The following is a 20594-nucleotide window of genomic DNA, read 5'->3' as shown; positions in this document are numbered from 1 at the left end:
TATACGTTACGCCCTGCGGCGATGTTTCAGACGGTATACATACGCTAGCACTTCGGCTACCGCTTGATAAAGCTCCGAAGGAACCATATCGCCCACTTCAGCTCCTGCATAAAGGGCACGAGCCAACGGACGATTCTCGACAATTGGTACCTTGGCATCCCGGGCAATCTCCTTGATCCGCTTCGCCACGAGATCCTGCCCCTTCGCTACAATAACGGGAGCAACCATCCCCTTTTTATATTGCAGTGCTACCGCAAAGTGGGTCGGGTTCGTGACAATGACATCTGCCTTGGGAACTTCTTGCATCATACGACTCATAGCCATCTGACGTTGCTTTTGCTTTATCTTTCCCTTAATCTGCGGGTCGCCTTCGGTCTGTTTCATTTCGTCTTTTACTTCCTGCTTGGTCATTTTAAGATCTTGAGTTGTCTGCCATTTCTGGTAACCATAATCTAAAATACCCAGAACAATAATAACACCAATAACCTGAAACGCCATCTTAAAGACAATGTTAGCAACCTGTCCCAGACTAGTGGCCAAATCGAAATAAATGAACTGTGGCATAGCCAGCAGCTGTTCGGATAAAAAACGAACCAAAAAATAACCGATGATAGCGATCTTGAACAACGACTTCACCAGCTCTACCAACGAGCGCTTGGAAAAAATACGGCCAAATCCGTTGATGGGATTAAGTTTATCCGGCTTAAAACCAATGGATTCCGTATTGAAATTCAGGCCAACCTGAAAGACATTGACAGCCAAACCGACGAGCAAAATCGCAAACATAATCGGCAAAGCCGTTTGCGCCATCAATTCAATGATCCCAATGAATATGCGAACGATATTTTCTGTATCTACCGGCTGATTGGGATGGGTAAACACATAGGTCGTATAGGCGGCAATCGCATGGTAAATATGTTCCCATAACACCTTGATAACGAAAAAGCCAACCAACAAAACAAAGGCAGTGTTGAGTTCTGTACTTCGACCAACCTGGCCCTTTTTCTTCGCGTCTGCCCGCTTCTTGGAAGTCGGTTCCTCCGTTTTATCGCCAGCAAAGCGCTGAAGATCAAACACTAAGGGACTTCTACTGCAATGCCTGTAATGCAATTGTGATATTTCCATACATTTCATTGAACAGCACATCCAGGAATAACACATAAAAAGGCAGTACCATCGATAAAATAAGAATACCAACAGTAAGCTGCATCGGAATACCAACAACAAAGATGTTCATCTGCGGCATTGTACGAGCCAGAATTCCCAGCCCTACATTTGTCAGCAAGATTGCAAATGTCACCGGCATGGCAATCTTCATGCCCGTCAGGAATATGCCTGTAGTGAAATTTGCAATAATCATCGGCAACGATAAGGAAGGTTCCATGGTCAGCAACGGAACCATCTTAAAACTTTCAAACAAGGCATCAATGAGCATATGATGTCCATTTACTACTAAGAACACAATGACGGTTAAATTATAAAGAAAACTTCCGATAAGCGGCATCTGCTGACCGGAAGTTGGATCCATTACATTTACAATGGCAAAACCGACCTGCATATCCATTACCTTGCCGGCCATCGTAATTGCCGCAAAGGAAATATAAGCCACAAAACCAATAAGCCAGCCGATAAACAGCTCGGATAAAACCGCAAAGGAATAGGCCCATATTGATGCCGGTGCATGAATATCCGAAAAATTATCGATTACCGGAAACAATACAATAGCAAAGGCCAAAGATGCCGCGGCACGAAAATACACAGGGATATTCAGACTGCCAAAGAACGGAGAAATAACAAATATCCCACTGACCCGGGTCATCAGAAGCATAAAAACTGCTGCATGCCCCTCTAAAAGATCATAGAAATCCATTATTCACTCCTTCAGCCAATATAGGATGGCAAATTGACCAAAACATTTGTCAAATATTCCACCATAATACGAAGCATCCATGGACCAAATATCAAAATAGCCACAAAAACAGCAATGATTTTAGGAATAAAAGCCAGTGTCTGCTCCTGAATGGAAGTCGTTGCCTGAAACACACTGACCAAGAGACCGACAATCAAGCCTAGCCCAAGCATAGGAGCAGACACCAGCATGACAATAAACAAGGCCTCCTGTCCAAGCTGGACCACCAGATCTCCCGACATTGCAACAAACCTCCTCATCCATCTCCTCAGCTACTTAAAGCTGACAATAAGAGATTTAATCAATAAATGCCAGCCATCCACCATGACAAACAGCAAAATTTTAAACGGCAGTGATATCATAACTGGTGGCAGCATCATCATGCCCATGGACATCAAGGTACTTGCTACAATCATATCAATGACGATAAACGGCACATAAATCATAAAGCCAATTTGGAATGCCGTTTTGAGCTCACTGATGATAAAGGCCGGAATCAACGTAAACGTTGAGACATCTTCCGGTCCATCGGGGCGCTCAGCATCGGATAAATTGACAAACAGCGCTAAGTCCGATTCACGTGTCTGCTTGAACATGAACTCGCGGATTGGCGCCGCCACATTGTCCAACGCCTCTTCCTGGGTAATTTGCCCAGCCATATAGGGTTGAAGTCCATTTTCATTTGCCTGTCCCCAGTAAGGAGCCATGATATAAAAAGTCAAAAACAATGACAAAGCAATTACCACCTGATTCGGTGGTACATTCTGCGTTGACAGTGCATTGCGCAGGAAGCCAATGACAACGACAATCCGTACAAATGATGTCGTCATGATCAGGATTCCCGGTGCTAATGTCAATATCGTCAGCAGAGCCATAACCTGCAGCGTCACAGCGACGTCCTGCGGTTTGTTCGACGAACCCACATCCACATTGACTGCAGGAATCAAAGGCGCTGCCAAAGCGTCATTGGTCATAAAAATCAGGAGAAACAAACCTCCCAACAGGATAAAAACATCCCGACGTTTCAAGCGCCTACAACCCCTTCTTGTTTCTTTTCGTACATTCGAATCAACCATACCGTTACTTGCGGAAAATCGGTGGAACCTTCTGGACAAAGTCCGAAAGCGCACCGAATTGCTGCGAAAACATCTCCGGAACTTTTAAGCCTTTCTGCTCCTCACGATGAAGACGATCAATCTCATCCATGTCGGTAATTTCGGTCAAAAGCGTTATCGAATGCTCAGTAACCCCCAGCATGAACACACGCCCCGCCATCTCCATAATACATACGGAACGATTGGGCCCTAACGGTAAATGCGACAAGATCTTTCCGCCATACCCCATTTTCTGTTGGGCAAAATGACCACCGAGAAAACGAGCAGCAAAATAAGCCAGCCCTACCACAAAAATAAATATGGCAAAAAGGCTGACCAAATAAGCAATTGTCGACCACCAGGAAATCGACGATGGCTTGGGGTCGGTATTCTCATATCCGGACAGATACCCGCCCTTGGCTGCTTCTTCAGCAGCCAAGGCAGGATCCATCAGAAACAGAGTTACCAGTATCCCCACGGCACACGTCAATAGAATATATTTTCTCTCCATTAGCCTACTGCTTTACGGACAGCCTCCAGAACACGGTCTGCCTGAAACGGCTTTACAATAAAGTCACGGGCACCGGCCTGAATTGCTTCAATAACCATTGCCTGCTGGCCCATGGCGCTGCACATAACAATCTTGGCATTCGGGTCAACTTTTTTAATCTCTTTAACCGCACTGATGCCATCCATCTCCGGCATCGTGATATCCATGGTAACAAGATCTGGTTTAAGCTCCTGATATTTCTCCAGAGCTTTCATCCCATTCTCAGCTTCGCCAACAACTTCATAGCCATTCTTCGAGAGAATGTCCTTAACCATCATTCTCATGAATGCCGCATCGTCAACGACCAAAACTCGTACTGCCATGTTTCATCTCTCCTCATCTTTAAAGAAATCATTCGACTTGGTTCAACTTTAACTTAATTATATAAGAAAGTCCATTGGTAGGCAAGAGCACGTGTCCGCCTATCTCCAGCTTCTCAGTGGATTACTGGAGTTTTGCAGCTCGCTCTGCCGGACTTGCTATCTCGGTAATACGAACGCCAAAGTTCTCATCGATAACGACAACTTCGCCCTTCGCCAGGAATTTCCCGTTAACCTGAATGTCCACTGGCTCGCCAGCTAACTTCTCGAGCTCTACGATTGAACCGTTCGTAAGCTCGAGAATTTCCTTGATTGATTTTTTCGTGCGTCCCAACTCAACCGTTACGGAAAGCGGCACATCCAGGATCAAGCCGATATTCGCGTCATTGACCTGAACGGGCTGCATGTTAAGCGGCGTGAACTGCGCCGACTGAACCGGGACATTTGTTGCCACATGCGGCTGCATTGCCATGCCATAACCAGCGGCAGGAGCCGCTGCCATTGGCGGTGGCGCAGCAGCCGGTGCAGCTGGCGCTGGCGCTGGTGCCGCAGCAGCCGCTGGAGCTGGAGCTGGTGCTGGTGCTGGTGCTGGTGCTGGTGCCGGTGCAGGAGCTGGCTCTGGCTCTTCCTCTGCCGAACCATTTGTCAGCGACTCAACCATTTCCTTTGCCACCGATACCGGAAGAATCTGCATAATTTCGCTATCAATCAGCCCATCTACTTCCATGCGGAAAGATGTGCGAACCACCGGCTCATCCTTGCCGACCAGTTCCGTAACCTTATCTTCACTGCCAAAATCAATCAAGTTGACTTTGGGCGGAGAAATGTCGATTTTCTTATTGAACATCGTAGAAAGCGACGTTGCCACGGTGCCCATCATCTGGTTCATCGACTCACCGACAGCACTCATTGCGATTTCATTGATTTCTGTATCGGGATTCGTGCCGTCGCCACCCATCATAAGGTCTGCGATGATTGCCGCATCCTGTGCTTGAATAGCCAGAACATTATTGCCATCTATACCAATCGTATATCCGACCTCAACAATGAGGTACGGCATTGGATACTGCTCTTGAATGATACTCATGGTCGCAACAGACACCGTAGGTGTCGTAATGCTTACCTTGTGTCCCAGTAATACTGAAAGGGTTGTTGCAGCACTCCCCATCGATATATTACCGATTTCCCCTAACGCATCTTTTTCGACATCTGTGAGTACATCATCGAGCTGAGATGAACTACTGTCTGCGGCAGGTTCAGCTGCTGCCTCCGACTCTCCCGCGGGGGCTGCATCGCCTGCGTCCGGTATAGCACCGCCGTTCAGCAGGGCGTCAATCTCCTCTTGCGAGATCATATCGTCACTCATCAGTATCTTCATCTCCTTCGTTAATTATTTTTGTAATCTGTACTGCCATTTTCTTTCCGGATGTGCCCGGCCGGCAATAGAATTTTGGCTTATGCCCCACCATGCAGAGCAAGTTATCATCCACCTTAGCATCCATTTGCAAGACATCACCAAACCCAAGCGTCAAGAACTCGTTTATCGTGATATCGACACTGCCCAATTGGACAACGAATGGCACCTCAGTGCGCTCAATCTTTTTCTGCAGTATTTTGACCTGTTCCGGGTCATCATCCTTCGATACCGATGAAGCCACCCAGAAGGTTGTGGTCAGCTTGGACATGACTGGTTCCAATACAAGATATGGAATACATATATTCATCATGCCCTCAACCTCGCCAACCTTCATTTGAATCGTGACGATAACAACCATGTCGCTTGGCGGCACGATCTGGGTAAACTGAGGATTAGACTCTGTTGCTTCCAAACTAGGACGGAACTCCACCACATTAGACCAAGCCTCTTTTAAATGCCCCATCGCAGTATCGATAAAGCGTTTCATAACGACTTCTTCTATTTCTGTCAGGACGCGGGGCTTGATTCCCGTCTTGCCCTCACCACCAAAAACACGGTCAATGAAAGCAAAGGCAATTTCCGTATTGACTTCCAGGATGATGTTTCCCTTAAGCGGTGGAACTGCCAGAATGCTGATAACCGATGGATTGGCTAGTGATTGAACGAACTCCTGATAAGTGAGCTGTTCAACCGATGCCACCTCAACATTTACCAAAGTACGCAAATGCGTAGACAAATAGGTATTCAACAATCTGGAAAAACTCTCATGAAGCATGAACAAGGTTCGAATCTGATCCTTGGAGAACTTGTCCGGCCGCTTGAAATCATAGGTCTTTATTTTCTTTTGTTCTTCATCTGCTTTGACTTCTTCTGCGGATACTGTTCCGTCTGACAGTGCTGAAAGCAGTTTATCTATCTCAGATTGGGATAGTACGTCATCTGCCAACCTTCGTCCTCCTTCCTGCTATGCTTTTCTCATCTTACTGGAGCAGGAAGCTTGTGATATATACATCGTAGACCGACCCTGCGCCGAGCTTCGTATTGAGTTCATCTTTGATTTTCTTTTTTAGCTCGTCCTGTTTCGTCGCATCAAACTCATCGAGTTTAGCGCTTCTGAGGATCTGCATCGTGGTATCAAGGATTTTCGTCTCAGCCATCGGCTGGAGCTTTCCTTCAAGGATATTGTCCTTCTTGCCAGGGTTCATCTCAAGAACAATACCTGCCTTTAAGAACTTCCCTGCTTTCTGGCCACCAACGTTGACCATGATTCCCTCTTTTGCATCTCCCAGTTTGATGAAAACTCCCGGATCATGATGCTCACTGACTGACTCCGTGGCAGTATCCTTCATCATCTTTGTAGTAATAACAAACGAGATACCTGCTGCCAGTACAAGACCCACCAGAACCAGAATTACCACCAAGATAATCGGTGATTTTTTCTTTTTTTCTTCTGGCGCAGCTTCTGTTTCCTTTTGTTCGTCTGCCATCTGATACTCCTCCCATAAAAAGCTACTTTCTCATTATACCAAGAGTTTATAATTTGTCTACATCAAAATTGATGCAAGGCACGGCGATATTTCATAACTCTACGCACGATTTCATCCATTGGCTCATCGACAATGAATTTTTTGCCGTTTGTCAAAGTGACAACAGTATCTGGCGTTTCCTCTATTGTCTCTATTATTTCGGCGTTCAGTACAAATTCTCCTTTTTTATTTGTACGGGAATTAAATTTTGTGAGTTTAATCATGAACGATCCATCTCCTTGCCTTTCTGCAATACATCTTCATTCTCTTAATTTTCGTCACGCATCCCTATTTTCCCTTTTATTTTTTTCTCTTTCTCTAAAAATCCTGCAATATTTTTCAGGAAACACTAATTAATGAACAAAGGCCGATGTATTTTCATACATCAGCCTTTACCTAAACCCCTTCGTTATCAGCGTTTCATATTGATCATCGTCTCAAGCATCTCATCGCCGACCGTGATAATCTTGGAATTGGACTGGAACCCACGCTGGGTAACAATCATATCTGAGAATTCGTTGGCGATATCGACATTGGACATCTCAAGTGCCGACGGTGTAATCGTAACACCCAGATCAGCAGCCGTTTTGATATTTGCCGTACCGGAGTTGTTGGACTCCTGATACAGGCTGTTACCGGTCTTCAGCAGACCAGAAGCATTCGTAAACTGTGCCACCGCGACCTGTGCCTCAGCCTGCTTGACACCATTGGTATAAGTCCCCGTGATGATGCCTGAGCTGTCAACCGAAACACTAGAAAGCGTGCCTGCCGCATTTCCATCAGCCTTGCCGTTGATCGTACTATTGCCAGCATACTGAGTAAGTGAATCCATAACCAGCGTAATGCTCTGCGAGGCCTGCGCACCATTTTGCAGCGTCAAGTCAACACTGCTGGAACCGCTGTCCAGTTTACCATCCGTTGTAAACTGGAGGATCGTATCCGGCATCGTGATAACCGTTTCACTACCATCGTCTTCTTTAATCGTAGCCTTACCCGAACCATCCGTTGCTACCGATACCGTCCACTGATTCCCTGTCGTACTATCGGTTTTCGTCTTCGTGAAGTAGACCGGAATGCTGTGTGCATTGCCCAACGTATCATAAGCCGTCAGCGTCGTCGTTACCGGCAGGCTGTTGCCAACTTTATATTTTCCCGACGTTTCAGTAACTTTCGATCCATCACTCATCGTAAGCGTAATGGGGCTGGCAGAAGATGCCTCCGATTCCGACACATACGTTTTGGTGATTTTACTGATTGTCGTCTCTACACTGATTGAGGAAATAGTCAATGGCGGCGTCGCCGTACCATAAGTATCGCCTACTTTAAACGAGCCTGTCGATACGGTTGCCGTCGTACCATCGCTTAACGTCAAGGTTGCCGTCTGACCGGTAGTCAGCGTTGCCGTTCCATCAGCAGCTGTTGCATAGCTAGCTACCTTATAGCTGCCTCCCACGATATACGAGCCCGACTGCAGATTGGCCGGATTCGTTCCGTCTGCCGTCGTAAGGGTAACCGGACCTTCCTGCGTTGCTGATACACTTCCCTGCGAAGCATTATCATAATCTTTTGTGCTCGTAACCTGACTCCCGCCACCACTGATGGATTTAATCGTCAGCGCTGCTGCATTGAGGTTGTTCGCATAAGTCGCAATGCTCGAAGCTGCTGCTGCCATACTCTTACCCGCAGGAATCTGGATATTGCCAGCCGCACCAGAAGTATTAATGGTACCATTTTCGCCCATCCAGCCCTGTACAAACAAACCAGAACCTGGCAGAACGTAGTTGCCCTCTGCATCAAATTCAAAAGCACCATCACGCGTATAATAACGCTGATTTCCGCTATTTACCACAAAGAGACCATTGCCGGAAAGACAGAGATCGGTGTTCTTGCCGGTAGACTGTACCGAACCATCCGTAAAAATCATATCAATGGATGCTACTCCAGTACCAAGTCCAATCTGCTTCGGGTTTGTACCACCGAGATTGCCATTGGGCGAAGACGCCCCTGTCAGCGTCTGGGACAGGGTATCGGCAAAAGTCGTACGACTGGATTTAAAACCGGTCGTATTTACATTGGCTATATTGTTGCCAATGGTATCCATACGAGTCTGATGAGATTTAAGTCCGGATACACCGGAAAAAAGCGAACGCATCATAATGAATTACTTCCTTTCCTTACATTGAAAGTTATCGTTATTCATTGATAATGCAATCCTAGGCAGCATCTGTCATTCAGCTGCCTGAAGTCTCCGTTAGGTCCAACTTCAAAGAATTGCTGCACTATCAATATTTGTTATTATATTTTCATTTCCACGCGTGCCGTCCATGGCTGTTATCACGGTCCGATTCGTCACACTGACGACCAGCGCCACATCTTTCATGTAGACGAGCGATTCCCGTGCTCCCTTTTGAGCCAGTTTATCAACGGTATCATCAAGTTTTGCTAAATCTGTATCACTGAGATTGATATTCCGTTCTTGCAGCCGATTCCATGCATGGTGAGAAAAACTCACTTTCTTTTGTACCTCACTGAGGATATCTCCGAATGTGATATTTCCACAACCATGCTGAATCTTCTGCTTGCCGGCTGTTATTGGACTTAGGGAGTGGATAGGCTGCGTGTTGAAGTATATCCTTGAATCAGCCATCGTCCGATTCCTCCCATTCAAAATGCCTTGAATTATTTGCTATCCTGAATTCCCTCGCCGATGCGGGTGATATCCCCAATAGCGACCTTATAAATCTTATTTCCGCTCTTCGCAATGACCGTCGGCGAGCCATCCGAAATGCTCACGCCGGAAACCTTGCCCTCAAGCTTCGTTGTCGTCTTCGTCTCTTTACCATCAGCGTCCGTAGAAGTTGTCGTAACTGCCCACTGAACATCCTGACCGATCATGCTGCTTAACTGACCCACCAGAACCGAAGTATCGATGTTGCTAACCAAGTTCGACACATTTTTGAGTCCATCCGATACATTGGTCATCTGCTCCAATGCCGAGAACTGTGCCAGCTGTGCAAGGTACTCACCATTATCCTGCGGATCGAGTGGATCCTGATATTTCATCTGGGTAACCAAAAGCTGCAGAAATGCATCTTTTCCCAATGCGGAATTATCCGTCTTTTGCGCAGACTGCGATGCGTTATAGGCATCAACGGTCATCGTCACCCCATCTTTGGTAACAGTGTTGAGTACGTTTGACATAGTAATTCACTTCCTATCTTTAAATGCGATAATCTACGCCATCCGTAGCGTTCGTCTCTGTTCCCTGAAGAGCTGCTGCTGAAAGGTTACCTGCCTCATCGGCGTAATCTTCTGCATCCATGGAAAGGATTCGGACATTGCCGCTATGATTTCCCTGCTGATTCTGCCACGCCTGCTGTCCCTGGTCTTGCGGAAGTTGTCCATCCGCCAGTCCAGCATAAACTTCCACGCTGTCCACTTTAAGTCCCTGATTGTTTAACTCCTGACGGAGCTGAACAAGCGAATTTTCGATAATCGCACGAACTTGCGCGTTATCGCTGTGGAACGATGCGTTGACGGAACCATTCTGCGTGACCGAAACCTTCAGCGTGAGTTCACCCAGATGTTCCGGATTCAGTTTGATTACCATTTGCGTGTCCGCTGCCCGGCGAATCAAACGAGCCTGGTCAACGATCTGTCGCGGAATATCAAAGTCTGTCTGCGGCTGCTGCACTTCCTGTACCCCCGTTGACGCTGCCGGTCCCGTAAGGTTTTCCTGCAGTTGCTGTTGGAAAGCACTTACGTGTTGTTGGTTCCCATTGACAGGAGTCTGCACCTGCGGCTTATCGCCGACAGCTTCCTCAGCCAGCTGCTGAACCTTCTCGCCACCATCAGCCACATTTATCTCAACAGCTTCCTGCTGTTTTCCCTGCTGATTTTGCGAATTCTGTGGATTCTGCTCTCCCTGCTGCCTCATCGCCTGTTTTGCATCCAGGTGAATCGGTTCCGCAACGGCTTCGTTTTCCACCGAAACGGTTACATCCTGAATAAGTTCCGATACCGGCTTCGAATCCTTTTCCGCAGAGACTAGCGGCGAAACGGCCAGTCCCTGTTGTGGCATACGCATTTCGTCAGCTGCCAAATTCTCGACGGCCGCTGCCTTTAGATTCGGCTGCTTCGTCAAGCTTTCCAAAACCGATGCATTATCCGGCAAAGGTAACGGCTGCTGTCCTCCCTGCTTAACGCTAAGGAGCTGTGCTTCCAGATTAGTTGCTGGCTGCATCGGCTTAGCGGCTGCCGTTTCCATATGATCTGTTTGAATCTGCTCTGCGGGCTTGCTTTTCAGCTGCTGTCCCGAGAGCATTGCCAAAAAGTCCCGATTCTTAAGCCCCTCTTCTTTCGATTGTGGGATAAGGCTCTGCAACTCTATTGCTGGTGGCTCCTGCGTCGGTACAGGGCTCATCAGCTCCGCCTGACCTTCTTCCGTAAAGTCCAGTTTCACGCCGTCTGTATCCAACTGCGTTATCGCCTGTTCTCCCTGTTCCGGCGATGCAACGGCCAACTGTTGACTTGCCACAATCACTGCTGCCAGCGGATCTTTTGGCGCATCCTCCATGACGTCACCATTATCTGCTGAGCTTGCCCGCGAATCATCAGAGGCTTCCTTTGCTATGGCATCCTGAACATCCTTGTCAATTTTCTCTAATGCCTCACCGAAAGAATCTTTTCTGGCCTCTTTCCCAGCAGCTATGACATTCTTCTTTCCCTGCACATTCGATGCAGCACCAGCCTGTGGCACAACAGCCATCAAATTCTTTGTCTCCACATATTTCACCTCCTTACATAGTATCTATCGTTGAGAAACTGCAATCTCTTAAATTAAATTTCGCTATAAACAAAAAAAATCCTTCCTTTTACAAGGAAGGATCACTATTTATGGATTATTTCCCTCGGAATTTTCCCCGTTCGCTTTATTCTGCTGTTCTTCCAACATCTTGCGGACATCTTCTTCCGTATTCATTTTCTTTTGAGTTCCCTCGTACATGATTTGTGTCAAACGAGCGGTTTTCGATGCTTCAAATTCAGACATAACTTTTGCCGCATTTCCCTCGTCCATACGCTGAAGAATCGCAATACAAAGATCGTCATCCAAGGCATCCATCGCCTCAGCAGCATCACGCGGCTTCATTTCATTATACAGCCGTGCCAATTTGGATACGCGTTTTTTTTCAGCTGCCTCACGTTCCTTCATTTGCTTCTCAATTTCCTTCTTGGAAATCGTTATCTTCTTGGACTGTTTCTGGTCATCTTTACTTGGTTTGACATCTTCCACCGGCGTATTTTCCATTTCATTTTGGGACGGAGCCGGTTTTACGAAATACTGACCAATTACTGGTAATTTGTAAAGGCCCAGTTTCTCATTGGCTTCCTGCGTATCAAATAGCCGCAGATAGATGCCCAGAACAAAGCCACCGATAATAAGTACCAGCAACAGGAAGAGCATCAACAGCAGCTTTGCTATTTTCTTTCCTTTTTTCTTTGGCTGTTCATCTGCCATTGTATTACCTGCCTTTATCTATAATTTTGCTGTGTCTCTACCATCAATCAACGATAGATATCCAGCACCTTGTTAACGTAATTCTGTGTCTCCCGATAGGGAGGAATTCCACCATAATTCTTTACCGCGTTCGGCCCCGCATTATAAGCAGCTACCGCCTTGCGGATATCTCCATCAAACGTATCCAACATCTGGCGAAGGTACTTGGCACCACCCTCAATATTGGATTTCTTGTCGTAGGGGTTTACTCCCAACGCAGCTGCCGTATCCGGCATAAGCTGCATGACACCAATTGCCCCTGCCGAAGAAGTTTCATTCTGATTGCCACCAGATTCCACTTCCGCTACAGCCGCTATCAGCTTCGGGTCAACATTATATTTACGCGCCGCCTCATCAATCATCGCAGATAAACTCTGATCCGCCAATGGCAGACTTTGATTTACCGAATACGATGGATACGATTTTTTCGCCGACGGCGATACATAATTCTGAACCTTGCCACTCGAAGTTATCGGGGCATACGGCGTTACCGCCTGATTTTTCTTTGCCGGTGTGATTGCCATAGGGGCAGACTGTGCCTTTTCCGCTTGCTCAGTCTTCTGCATTTCCTTCTTGAGAGTCTTCTGAAAATCCATCCCCGGAACACCCCTTGGCATTCCGAATCGCTCTTGAAGTTGTGCAATCCGGGCTTGTACAGCTCTTACCCCTGATAAGTTTATCATAAAGCTTCCCCCGCTTTCCTTCTCATGGTCAACTGCAGGCCAATCTCATCGAGCATCTTCTGCTCTTCCTGCATCGCCTCTTCCCTGTATTCCTGAAGCCGTTTCTCCTTCAACTGCTCAATGCTCTTCAGATAACTCATGACATCCATGAGTTCCTTCAGCTTCTTCTGCCGTTCGTTGCGCATCTGCAAAAGGATTCCCTGCTGCATTTCAATCTGCTCCCGCTTCCAGGCGAAAAAACTGTTAAAGGTCATCAGCCGTCCTACGGTCACTTTCGTGCCCTCCGTAGAAAGGGCCTCATACTCCTGCTGCCCCTGCTGCATTTCCTTTAATAATCCATCCAAAGCCTCACGAGCCTCTTCTACCTTTCGGGAGGCTTCTGCAAAAGCAACTTCCGCATCTTCTTTTTTCATGCGGGTGACCTTCAACAGCGTTTCCAGTTGGAATTTGAACTTCTTCATTCATCTCACCCGGATATTCCTATCAGCTTATTCTCAGTATCTTCGTATGTATCTACCTCAAAGATTCCTTGGCATAAGAACTCGTTGATGGAATCGATCTTGGCAATCGCTTCATCGATTTTGGCACTCGATCCCTTAACATAAGCACCGATGTGAATCAAATCTTCTGCATCGCGATATACAGCCATCAACTGTCGCATCTGCTGAGCAGCCTTCAAATGTTCTGGCGATACGACTTCATTCATGACACGACTGACACTGGGCATAATATCAATTGCCGGGAAATGATTCTGCGCAGCAATATTACGGCTTAAAACAATATGCCCATCCAATATACTTCGAACAGCATCGGCAATCGGTTCATTCATATCATCGCCATCAACCAGGACCGTGTATATTCCCGTAATTGATCCCCGTTCGCTGGTCCCCGCTCGTTCCAAGAGCCGCGGCAGCATAGCAAATACCGATGGCGTATAACCACGGGTAGCCGGTGGCTCCCCAATGGTAAGCCCTACTTCACGCTGAGCCATGGCAAAACGCGTTACGGAATCCATCATCAAAATGACTTTTCGGCCCTGATCACGGAAATATTCCGCGATTGCCGTAGCCGTCATAGCCCCTTTGATACGTACTAACGCCGGCTGGTCGGAAGTAGCTACTACAACTACCGAACGCTTCATTCCTTCTTCCCCAAGGTCACGCTCAATAAAGTCTCGAACCTCACGACCACGCTCACCTACCAAGGCGATAACACTAATATCTGCCTCTGTGTTGCGGGCTATCATGGATAGCAGCGTGGATTTTCCGACACCCGAACCAGCCATAATGCCGATTCGCTGTCCTTCCCCCATCGTGATCAGACCATCAATAGCCCGGACTCCCACATAGAGATTCTCGTGAATACGTGGGCGGCTAAGTGGCGCGGGTGGGTCTGCCTGCAACGGATATTCCTCCCGGCAGAGCAGCGGCCCTTTATCATCCATGGGATTTCCCAGGCCATCCAATACTCTTCCCAACAGTTCCGGCCCTACCTTGACGTTCAACATTTTCTGGGCCGATACCACTTCGCAGCCAGGGCCAATGCCCTGCATTTCGCCGACAGGCATTAACATGACATAACCTTCCCGGAAGCCTACCACTTCCGCCGGAATAGGAGCCACCTCTGCCAGTCGCGAATGAACGTAACAAAGCTCACCAACACTAACCGTCGGACCTTGAGACTCAATAACTAGTCCGATTACCTGCGTAACCTTCCCCGTCAATTTCATAGATGGGCAGGTTCTTACCGCCTCAGTAAATTTCGTAATATTCAATTGGAAGCTTTTGCCGTTCTCTTCACTCATAGCATTACATCCCGTACCGCTTGTTTCAAAAGTTCTATCCTTGTTGCCAGGCGGGCATCGACGCTGCCATTCGGCGTCTCGATAAGACAATCTCCTGGCTTCAAGCTTTCATCTGACGTAACAGTCAGCACAGCATCACCATAAGTTAAAATTGTCCGGAACTCATCACGAGCCATTAACACCAAATCATAACTATCTGGTGGCACATGGACAATGAGTTCTTTTTGATTTTTAACTTTCAAAATGGCATCCTTGACCATTGGCAGTACAACCTGCGGCACATCAATAAAATGCTGTGGAAGCACCTTGTCGACAACACTCATCGCAATGGTTATCACATCCTGTTCTGCCTGCTGCACATAATCACGCGAAGCCTTGTGCGCATCAGACAGCGTTTTTTCTGCCTTGGCATTTGCCTGGCGGATGATATCTGCCATCTCTTCGCGTACCTTTTGTTCTCCTTCAGCATGACCAGCCTCATAGCCTTCTCTACGACCTTCCTGCTGTGCCTGCTCCTTGCGTGCATCAATCTCCTGCTGTGCTTCTGCCAACAGTCGTTCGCGCTCCGCCTGTGCCTCCTGTTTGATGATCTCGGCGTTTATCTTGGCGTCTTTAAGCATTTCTGAGGCCCGCTGCTCTTTCCGAGCAATTTCAGCCATTATATGGGCGCGGGCCTCATCGTCCATCGTCATATCTGCCACAGACTCCTGTTTAGGTGGCTCCGGCGTATCGATAAAATGAGGGTTATCTTTCCATACAGCGGCTTTAATAACCTTAGACAATCATCTCGTCTCCCTGTCCACGCGAAACAACAATCTCGCCCTTGTCCTCCAATGTGCGGATGACATTGACGACCTTCTGCTGTGCTTCTTCGACATCGCGGATCTTGACTGGACCCATGAATTCGATTTCCTCACGCAGCATGTCGGCAGCACGTTTCGACATATTCTTGTAGACCTTGTCGGCGACTTCCTGCGGCGTAGCCTTGAGAGCCAGCGACAAATCTTTCGTATCCACTTCGCGGAGTACCATCTGCAGCGAACGATCGTCGAGCTGAACAATATCCTCGAAGACGAACATGAGCCGCTTGATTTCTTCGGCGAGCTCTGGATTGTCCACTTCGAGCGTTTCGATAATGGATTTCTCGGTCGTGCGATCGACACGGTTGAGTACCTCGACGATAGCCTTGACACCACCAGCAGAAGTGAAATCCTGCGTAACCAGCGTCGAGAGCTTGCGTTCCAATACGCGCTCGACTTCGCGAATAATATCCGGAGAGGTACGATCCATTTGCGCGATTCGTTTTGCAACATCAGCCTGTGCATCCGGAGACAACGAACCAAGTACGGTTGCCGCCTGATCCGGATCCAAATACGCCATGATGAGCGCAATCGTCTGCGGATGTTCGTTCTGGATAAAGTTCATAAGCTGTGATGGATCGGTCTTGCGCAGGAAGTCGAACGGACGAACCTGCAAGCTCGTCGTGAGGCGATTGATAATGTCCATCGCCTTTTCGGACCCCAATGCCTTTTCGAGGACATTCTGTGCATACTCCAAGCCACCGCTGGATATATAATCTTTGGCCATTGCCATCTGGTAAAACTCACTGATTACCGCAGCCTTCTGCTCAGCGCTTACCTGTTTGTGGTTGGCAATCTCCAGTGTTATTTTTTCAATTTCTTCATCATCAAGATGTTGGAACAACTTAGCCGAATACTCAGGGCCAAGTGCTATGAACAGTATCGCAACTTTCTCCTGATTGGAAAGTTCCGGCTCACTGTCTCCATACATATCAAATGCCATTTATTCATCCTCCGAAAGCCAAGTCTTGATAAGCATAGCCACTTCGGCCGGCTTCTGATCGATGAGCTGCTGCAATGTCTGCTTCTCGGTAAGATGACGTTGTTCCTCTTCGGTAAGCTCTTCTTCGCCAACTTCTCCAGCATCCACGCGTTCTGCCCTCTCTGCTGCCAAACGTGCCTTTTCCTCCTCTTCGAGACGTTTCTGCTCTTCGAGTGCGGCCAGTTCTTGCTGTTTCTTGCGGCGGCGCATCATGATGACACCGGCAATCAGTGCCAGAACTAAGAGCACTGCAGCAATCTGCATGTAAAAAATACGGTCTTCACGGTCCTTGGCTGCCTGCTCTTCTGCCGCACGGCGATCTCGAAGTTCCGTGCTAAATGGAAGCGGCTCGACAGAAATCGTATCACCACGATCCTGATTGATGCCCGCTGCACTGCTTACCGTACGCATGATGCTATCCTGCTGCGTTGCATTGACATCATCATTGACCAGTACAGCTACATTCAAGCGGCGAATCGATCCCGGTGCAGCCACGACCTTCGATTTTTCTTCATTGATCTCGTAGTTTTTCGTCGATTCCTTTTTGGAATACTCTGCATTAGAATTTCCATTCTGTGCAACATACCCCGGAACATTCGACTGAACGCCAGCAGCTCCTCCCGGCTGAGTAGAAGTGCCGTTATAAGATTCACTGACATCCTGCTGACTGCGAATGATACCAGAATCATCTACTACCGGTGTGAAGGTCTGTTTATCCGTCGTGCGATCGTCGAAATCAAGCTCAACATTTACGCGAGCAAAAGCACGGCCTTCGCCAAGGGACTGATCCAAGAGAGTCTGGATGCTCTTTTGAATATTATCCTGAACCTTCTTGGTCATATCGAGCTGCGTCATGGTCTTTGCCCCAACGCTGTTTTCTTCATTTTCATCCGGGTCGTTGAGAATCTTGCCTGTATCATCAACAATTGTAATATTTTCCGGCTTTAGACCCTGAATACTGTTGGCAGCCAGATTGACAATTCCCTTGATTTCCTTTTTACTGAGTTCAGCCTGCGGCTTGAGACGAAGCATAATCGATGCCGTCGCCGGTTTTTCATTTTTCTTGTAAAGGCTGTCTTCCGGAAGAACGATATGAACACGGGCTTTTTCCACTGCTTCGATTTGCTCAATCGTCCGAGTAAGTTCTCCCTGCAACGCCTGAAGGAAATTGACCTTGTTCTGGAATTCCGTAACGCCGAGTTTACTGTCATCGAAAATTTCAAAGCCCTTATTTCCCCGTGGCAAGCCCTGAGAAGCCAAATCCAAACGAGCATCATGAACATTCTTAGACGGAACCAGGATAGTTGTCCCCTGTTTCGTTTCCTGCACTTCGTAATTGATTTTTGATTCTTTTAATTTAGCCGCTACTTCACCGGCATCCTTTGCTTCCATATTGGTAAACAGAGGAACCATATCCGGTTTATTGCCATACCAGGCACTCAGGCCAATGATAGCAACGAGAATAGCCAAAGCGGACCCCAGCATAATATAGCGCTGGCGTTTGCTGAACCTGGCCCACAGGTTCTTATACCGCTCTTTCCAATCTCCCATGATCTCAATCCCTTCAAGTCAATTCTTTCTAAATCTGCTATAAAAATTATACCTGCATCCGCATGATTTCCTGATAAGCTGAAATCGCACGATTCCGAAGCTGAAGGGTGAGCTGCAGGGCAATGTCAGCCTTTTGGCTGGCAATAACCACCTGTGCAACATCATCAATCTGTCCAGCTGCCAGCAGTGCATTCTGCCGGTCCGAATCCAGCTGGAGTTCGTTGGTTTTCTTCAACGCATCCTTCAAATACTCTCCAAAGCCTTTTACTTCTTCTTTGGGCTGGGTCTCTCCTAAATGACTATTGGCGTGCATCGACACCGGTGTCATCTGCAATGCTTGTATATCCATAGCTCTGTCCTTTCAAAAGCCGATATCCTATAAATTCCTGCTTACTTGCTGCCCATCTCTAATGCCTTTGTTACCATGGACTTCGCAGCATTAATGGTAGTCGTATTCGCCTCGTAAGCACGTGAAGCTGTAATCATATCAACCATTTCGGCTACGATATTGACATTTGGCCGTTCCACATACCCCTGCGCATTCGCATCAGGATGTCCGAAGGGTCATATACCAGTGGCCCCTGCGTGTCATCCGTGCCAATGCTCACAGCACGAACGCCATCTCCAGCTTCTAATTTATTGACCGAACGCTGCAAAAAACTAGAAAAACTATTTCCCGATTTTGCACGCGGCTCAAAAACCACATAACGGCGGTGATATGCACCGCCTTCCTGAGTTCTTGTTGTATTGGCATTCGCGATATTATTGGAAATAACATCCATGCGAAGACGCTCAGCTGTAAGTCCCGACGCTGCTGCATCGATTCCCAAGAACATGCTCATAAAGTTTCTCCTCTATCTCCCATCATCAGCTCTGACCGCTGGTGATAACATTTTTCATCTTCGTCATAAAGCTCCCCAACTCTGTGGACATGGCATTGTAATAGAGCTGGTTCTTGGCAAGACTTGCCATCTCGATATCGATATCGACGTTGTTGTTATCTACACGCATAGTTGTCGTGCCGTCCTCTTCGATTACCGCATGAACCTTTCCTGGCATTGCCATAGGCAGATGGCGGTCATGGGTACGTACCATCTGTACGCGTCTGCTGCTATCTCCCAGATGCATTTCCTTCGCCAGCAAGTCTTCAAAATTTACCGCACTTCTCTTAAAGTTCGGCGTATTGACATTAGCGATATTATTACTGATGACTTCATGGCGCAAATTGGCAGCCTGTAGGCCACGGCCCAGATAGTCGAAGTTCGGCGAATTCATGATTTGTTCCAGCATTCCAGAATCACATCCTCTCTCGGATTTTAGCACCCGTTCATAGTTACCTTTTATTTATTTTCTACATAACCCCTGCAACTCCTTCAAATTTTATCATTTTTTTCTTCTTTTTAGAAGGGTCCTATTTCATTTTTTTGCCAAAAAAAGAAGGCTAATACAATTTGTACCAGCCTTCAACCGAAAAGTTAATCTTTCAATTTCTGAACTTCATCCAAGAGATATTCATTAAGGACTTTTATATAAGTTCCCTTCATACCCAGCGATTTTGAGGTAATCACACCAGCCGACTCAAATTTCCGCAGCGCATTGACAATGACGGAACGCGTAATCCGGACTTTGTCGGCAATTTTCGATGCTACGAGATAACCTTCCGTGTCCTGAAGTGCCGACAAGATTGCAATAGCAGCTTTACGCTCTGAGAACGAAAGCGTATTGAGTGCAATCTGAACCGTTGCCTTTTTACGTGCCTCGATTTCGATCTTCTCCGCATGGTCACGGAGCATCTCCATACCGACAACTGTTGCACCATACTCACAAAGGAGCAAATCATCATCGGTAAATTCCTCATCGTATTTTGCCACAATAAGCGTACCAATTCGTTCACCGACACCGTAAATCGGGACAATCGTCGTATTCTTGCCATTGAACATACATTTCGTATTTTCTTCGTATGCGCACATGCCTGTCTTCGAACGCAGATTTGCATTTGTCTCATCCATGCGGATAAGCCAGTTTACATAGTGCTTAGGAAACTCTCCCTGATTGATGACTTTATCTACCATCAAATCGCACTCAAAATCATCGACAAAGGCGTAGCCGAAAATTTTTCCTTTGCGGTTGGTAATGTAAACATTTGCCCCGAGTACATTGCTGAGAACACGGGAAATGCCGTCGTACTCAACATTTTCCGAACGCTGGAGCAGACGGTTAATTTTTCTTGTTTTTTCCAGTAATGATGCCATTTAGATTTTCTCCTTTTCAAAATATTCCGATACACAATATCCGTTCCATAAAGCAACCATCGCATTGTTAAGGCTATTTTATCACATTT

24 protein-coding genes and 1 pseudogene are annotated in these 20594 nt (G+C 47.2%); all 25 read right to left on the bottom strand.

What is annotated here, in order from left to right; genetic code table 11:
- Positions 1-6: 6 nt before the first annotated feature.
- Entirely contained in the window at positions 7-1125 is a 1119-nt protein-coding gene (flhB, locus tag T504_RS0104545) for a flagellar biosynthesis protein FlhB (RefSeq protein ID WP_033169939.1), read from the bottom strand.
- Positions 1088-1870: a flagellar biosynthetic protein FliR gene (fliR, locus tag T504_RS0104540; RefSeq protein WP_033169881.1), complete on the bottom strand. Its 783-nt coding sequence runs from the start codon at positions 1868-1870 to the stop codon at positions 1088-1090. The genes flhB and fliR overlap by 38 nt, the downstream gene beginning before the upstream one ends.
- An 11-nt stretch (positions 1871-1881) precedes the next feature.
- Positions 1882-2151: a flagellar biosynthesis protein FliQ gene (fliQ, locus tag T504_RS0104535; RefSeq protein ID WP_033169880.1), complete on the bottom strand. Its 270-nt coding sequence runs from the start codon at positions 2149-2151 to the stop codon at positions 1882-1884.
- 30 nt (positions 2152-2181) lie between these two features.
- A complete protein-coding gene (gene fliP, locus T504_RS0104530) occupies positions 2182-2883 on the bottom strand; it encodes a flagellar type III secretion system pore protein FliP (protein WP_051635210.1) in 702 nt (233 codons plus the stop codon).
- Between the two features lie 106 nt (positions 2884-2989).
- Positions 2990-3514 (bottom strand): flagellar biosynthetic protein FliO, encoded by a 525-nt coding sequence (fliO, locus tag T504_RS0104525; protein WP_033169878.1) that lies wholly within the window; start codon positions 3512-3514, stop codon positions 2990-2992.
- Entirely contained in the window at positions 3514-3876 is a 363-nt protein-coding gene (locus T504_RS0104520; protein WP_014423701.1) for a response regulator, read from the bottom strand. Before T504_RS0104520 ends, fliO begins: the two co-directional genes overlap by 1 nt.
- A gap of 121 nt (positions 3877-3997) precedes the next feature.
- The gene (gene fliY / locus T504_RS0104515) at positions 3998-5239 is read right to left on the bottom strand and encodes a flagellar motor switch phosphatase FliY (RefSeq protein WP_033169877.1); all 1242 of its coding nucleotides are present in this window, start codon (positions 5237-5239) and stop codon (positions 3998-4000) included.
- A complete protein-coding gene (gene fliM / locus T504_RS0104510) occupies positions 5232-6236 on the bottom strand; it encodes a flagellar motor switch protein FliM (RefSeq protein ID WP_033169876.1) in 1005 nt (334 codons plus the stop codon). The genes fliY and fliM overlap by 8 nt, the downstream gene beginning before the upstream one ends.
- 34 nt (positions 6237-6270) lie before the next feature.
- Entirely contained in the window at positions 6271-6777 is a 507-nt protein-coding gene (gene fliL / locus T504_RS0104505) for a flagellar basal body-associated FliL family protein (protein WP_033169875.1), read from the bottom strand.
- A gap of 62 nt (positions 6778-6839) precedes the next feature.
- Entirely contained in the window at positions 6840-7040 is a 201-nt protein-coding gene (locus T504_RS0104500; RefSeq protein WP_033169874.1) for a flagellar FlbD family protein, read from the bottom strand.
- 188 nt (positions 7041-7228) lie between these two features.
- Positions 7229-8971 (bottom strand): flagellar hook protein FlgE, encoded by a 1743-nt coding sequence (locus T504_RS0104495; RefSeq protein WP_033169873.1) that lies wholly within the window; start codon positions 8969-8971, stop codon positions 7229-7231.
- A 108-nt stretch (positions 8972-9079) separates the two neighbouring features.
- On the bottom strand, positions 9080-9463 hold the full coding sequence (locus T504_RS0104490) for a TIGR02530 family flagellar biosynthesis protein (RefSeq protein WP_033169872.1): 384 nt from the start codon (positions 9461-9463) through the stop codon (positions 9080-9082).
- 32 nt (positions 9464-9495) lie between these two features.
- Positions 9496-10017, bottom strand: coding sequence for a flagellar hook assembly protein FlgD (locus T504_RS0104485; RefSeq protein ID WP_033169871.1), 522 nt, complete (start codon positions 10015-10017; stop codon positions 9496-9498).
- 19 nt (positions 10018-10036) lie between these two features.
- Positions 10037-11602 (bottom strand): flagellar hook-length control protein FliK, encoded by a 1566-nt coding sequence (locus T504_RS0104480; protein ID WP_051635204.1) that lies wholly within the window; start codon positions 11600-11602, stop codon positions 10037-10039.
- A gap of 108 nt (positions 11603-11710) precedes the next feature.
- Positions 11711-12334: a MotE family protein gene (locus tag T504_RS0104475; protein WP_033169870.1), complete on the bottom strand. Its 624-nt coding sequence runs from the start codon at positions 12332-12334 to the stop codon at positions 11711-11713.
- A 47-nt stretch (positions 12335-12381) separates the two neighbouring features.
- Entirely contained in the window at positions 12382-13056 is a 675-nt protein-coding gene (locus T504_RS0104470; protein WP_033169869.1) for a lytic transglycosylase domain-containing protein, read from the bottom strand.
- A complete protein-coding gene (gene fliJ / locus T504_RS0104465; RefSeq protein WP_033169868.1) occupies positions 13053-13517 on the bottom strand; it encodes a flagellar export protein FliJ in 465 nt (154 codons plus the stop codon). Before fliJ ends, T504_RS0104470 begins: the two co-directional genes overlap by 4 nt.
- A 5-nt stretch (positions 13518-13522) precedes the next feature.
- Positions 13523-14860, bottom strand: a complete 1338-nt coding sequence (gene fliI, locus T504_RS0104460; protein ID WP_033169867.1) for a flagellar protein export ATPase FliI — start codon at positions 14858-14860, stop codon at positions 13523-13525.
- Entirely contained in the window at positions 14857-15642 is a 786-nt protein-coding gene (locus T504_RS0104455; RefSeq protein WP_033169866.1) for a FliH/SctL family protein, read from the bottom strand. The genes fliI and T504_RS0104455 overlap by 4 nt, the downstream gene beginning before the upstream one ends.
- Positions 15635-16663, bottom strand: coding sequence for a flagellar motor switch protein FliG (gene fliG, locus T504_RS0104450; RefSeq protein WP_143558676.1), 1029 nt, complete (start codon positions 16661-16663; stop codon positions 15635-15637). Before fliG ends, T504_RS0104455 begins: the two co-directional genes overlap by 8 nt.
- Positions 16664-18253: a flagellar basal-body MS-ring/collar protein FliF gene (gene fliF / locus T504_RS0104445; protein WP_033169865.1), complete on the bottom strand. Its 1590-nt coding sequence runs from the start codon at positions 18251-18253 to the stop codon at positions 16664-16666.
- 46 nt (positions 18254-18299) lie between these two features.
- Positions 18300-18602 (bottom strand): flagellar hook-basal body complex protein FliE, encoded by a 303-nt coding sequence (gene fliE, locus T504_RS0104440; RefSeq protein WP_033169864.1) that lies wholly within the window; start codon positions 18600-18602, stop codon positions 18300-18302.
- 41 nt (positions 18603-18643) lie between these two features.
- A pseudogene (flgC, locus tag T504_RS13630) lies at positions 18644-19095 on the bottom strand (flagellar basal body rod protein FlgC).
- Positions 19096-19120: 25 nt separating this feature from the next.
- A complete protein-coding gene (gene flgB, locus T504_RS0104430; protein WP_033169863.1) occupies positions 19121-19543 on the bottom strand; it encodes a flagellar basal body rod protein FlgB in 423 nt (140 codons plus the stop codon).
- Between the two features lie 185 nt (positions 19544-19728).
- Positions 19729-20505, bottom strand: a complete 777-nt coding sequence (gene codY, locus T504_RS0104425; protein ID WP_033169862.1) for a GTP-sensing pleiotropic transcriptional regulator CodY — start codon at positions 20503-20505, stop codon at positions 19729-19731.
- Positions 20506-20594 lie beyond the last annotated feature (89 nt).

Origin of the sequence: Selenomonas sp. ND2010, assembly GCF_000702005.1 — a bacterium.
Lineage (GTDB): Bacteria > Bacillota > Negativicutes > Selenomonadales > Selenomonadaceae > Selenomonas_A.
The sequence above is the reverse complement of the archived record's forward strand: the minus strand, read 5'-3'. Positions and strand labels throughout refer to the sequence as shown.

Excerpts from the sequence above, each read along its gene's own strand:
- T504_RS0104470 (WP_033169869.1), bottom strand. The coding sequence starts at position 13,056 with ATGATAAACTTATCAGGGGTAAGAGCTGTACAAGCCCGGATTGCACAA.
- fliJ (WP_033169868.1), bottom strand. The coding sequence starts at position 13,517 with ATGAAGAAGTTCAAATTCCAACTGGAAACGCTGTTGAAGGTCACCCGC.
- fliR (WP_033169881.1), bottom strand. The coding sequence starts at position 1,870 with ATGGATTTCTATGATCTTTTAGAGGGGCATGCAGCAGTTTTTATGCTT.
- flgB (WP_033169863.1), bottom strand. The coding sequence starts at position 19,543 with ATGCTGGAACAAATCATGAATTCGCCGAACTTCGACTATCTGGGCCGT.
- fliF (WP_033169865.1), bottom strand. The coding sequence starts at position 18,253 with ATGGGAGATTGGAAAGAGCGGTATAAGAACCTGTGGGCCAGGTTCAGC.
- T504_RS0104520 (WP_014423701.1), bottom strand. The coding sequence starts at position 3,876 with ATGGCAGTACGAGTTTTGGTCGTTGACGATGCGGCATTCATGAGAATG.
- flhB (WP_033169939.1), bottom strand. The coding sequence starts at position 1,125 with ATGGAAATATCACAATTGCATTACAGGCATTGCAGTAGAAGTCCCTTA.
- fliG (WP_143558676.1), bottom strand. The coding sequence starts at position 16,663 with ATGGCATTTGATATGTATGGAGACAGTGAGCCGGAACTTTCCAATCAG.
- fliP (WP_051635210.1), bottom strand. The coding sequence starts at position 2,883 with ATGACCAATGACGCTTTGGCAGCGCCTTTGATTCCTGCAGTCAATGTG.
- codY (WP_033169862.1), bottom strand. The coding sequence starts at position 20,505 with ATGGCATCATTACTGGAAAAAACAAGAAAAATTAACCGTCTGCTCCAG.
- fliO (WP_033169878.1), bottom strand. The coding sequence starts at position 3,514 with ATGGAGAGAAAATATATTCTATTGACGTGTGCCGTGGGGATACTGGTA.
- fliQ (WP_033169880.1), bottom strand. The coding sequence starts at position 2,151 with ATGTCGGGAGATCTGGTGGTCCAGCTTGGACAGGAGGCCTTGTTTATT.
- T504_RS0104475 (WP_033169870.1), bottom strand. The coding sequence starts at position 12,334 with ATGGCAGATGAACAGCCAAAGAAAAAAGGAAAGAAAATAGCAAAGCTG.
- fliY (WP_033169877.1), bottom strand. The coding sequence starts at position 5,239 with ATGAGTGACGATATGATCTCGCAAGAGGAGATTGACGCCCTGCTGAAC.
- fliE (WP_033169864.1), bottom strand. The coding sequence starts at position 18,602 with ATGGATATACAAGCATTGCAGATGACACCGGTGTCGATGCACGCCAAT.
- T504_RS0104500 (WP_033169874.1), bottom strand. The coding sequence starts at position 7,040 with ATGATTAAACTCACAAAATTTAATTCCCGTACAAATAAAAAAGGAGAA.
- T504_RS0104490 (WP_033169872.1), bottom strand. The coding sequence starts at position 9,463 with ATGGCTGATTCAAGGATATACTTCAACACGCAGCCTATCCACTCCCTA.
- fliI (WP_033169867.1), bottom strand. The coding sequence starts at position 14,860 with ATGAGTGAAGAGAACGGCAAAAGCTTCCAATTGAATATTACGAAATTT.
- T504_RS0104485 (WP_033169871.1), bottom strand. The coding sequence starts at position 10,017 with ATGTCAAACGTACTCAACACTGTTACCAAAGATGGGGTGACGATGACC.
- fliL (WP_033169875.1), bottom strand. The coding sequence starts at position 6,777 with ATGGCAGACGAACAAAAGGAAACAGAAGCTGCGCCAGAAGAAAAAAAG.
- T504_RS0104495 (WP_033169873.1), bottom strand. The coding sequence starts at position 8,971 with ATGATGCGTTCGCTTTTTTCCGGTGTATCCGGACTTAAATCTCATCAG.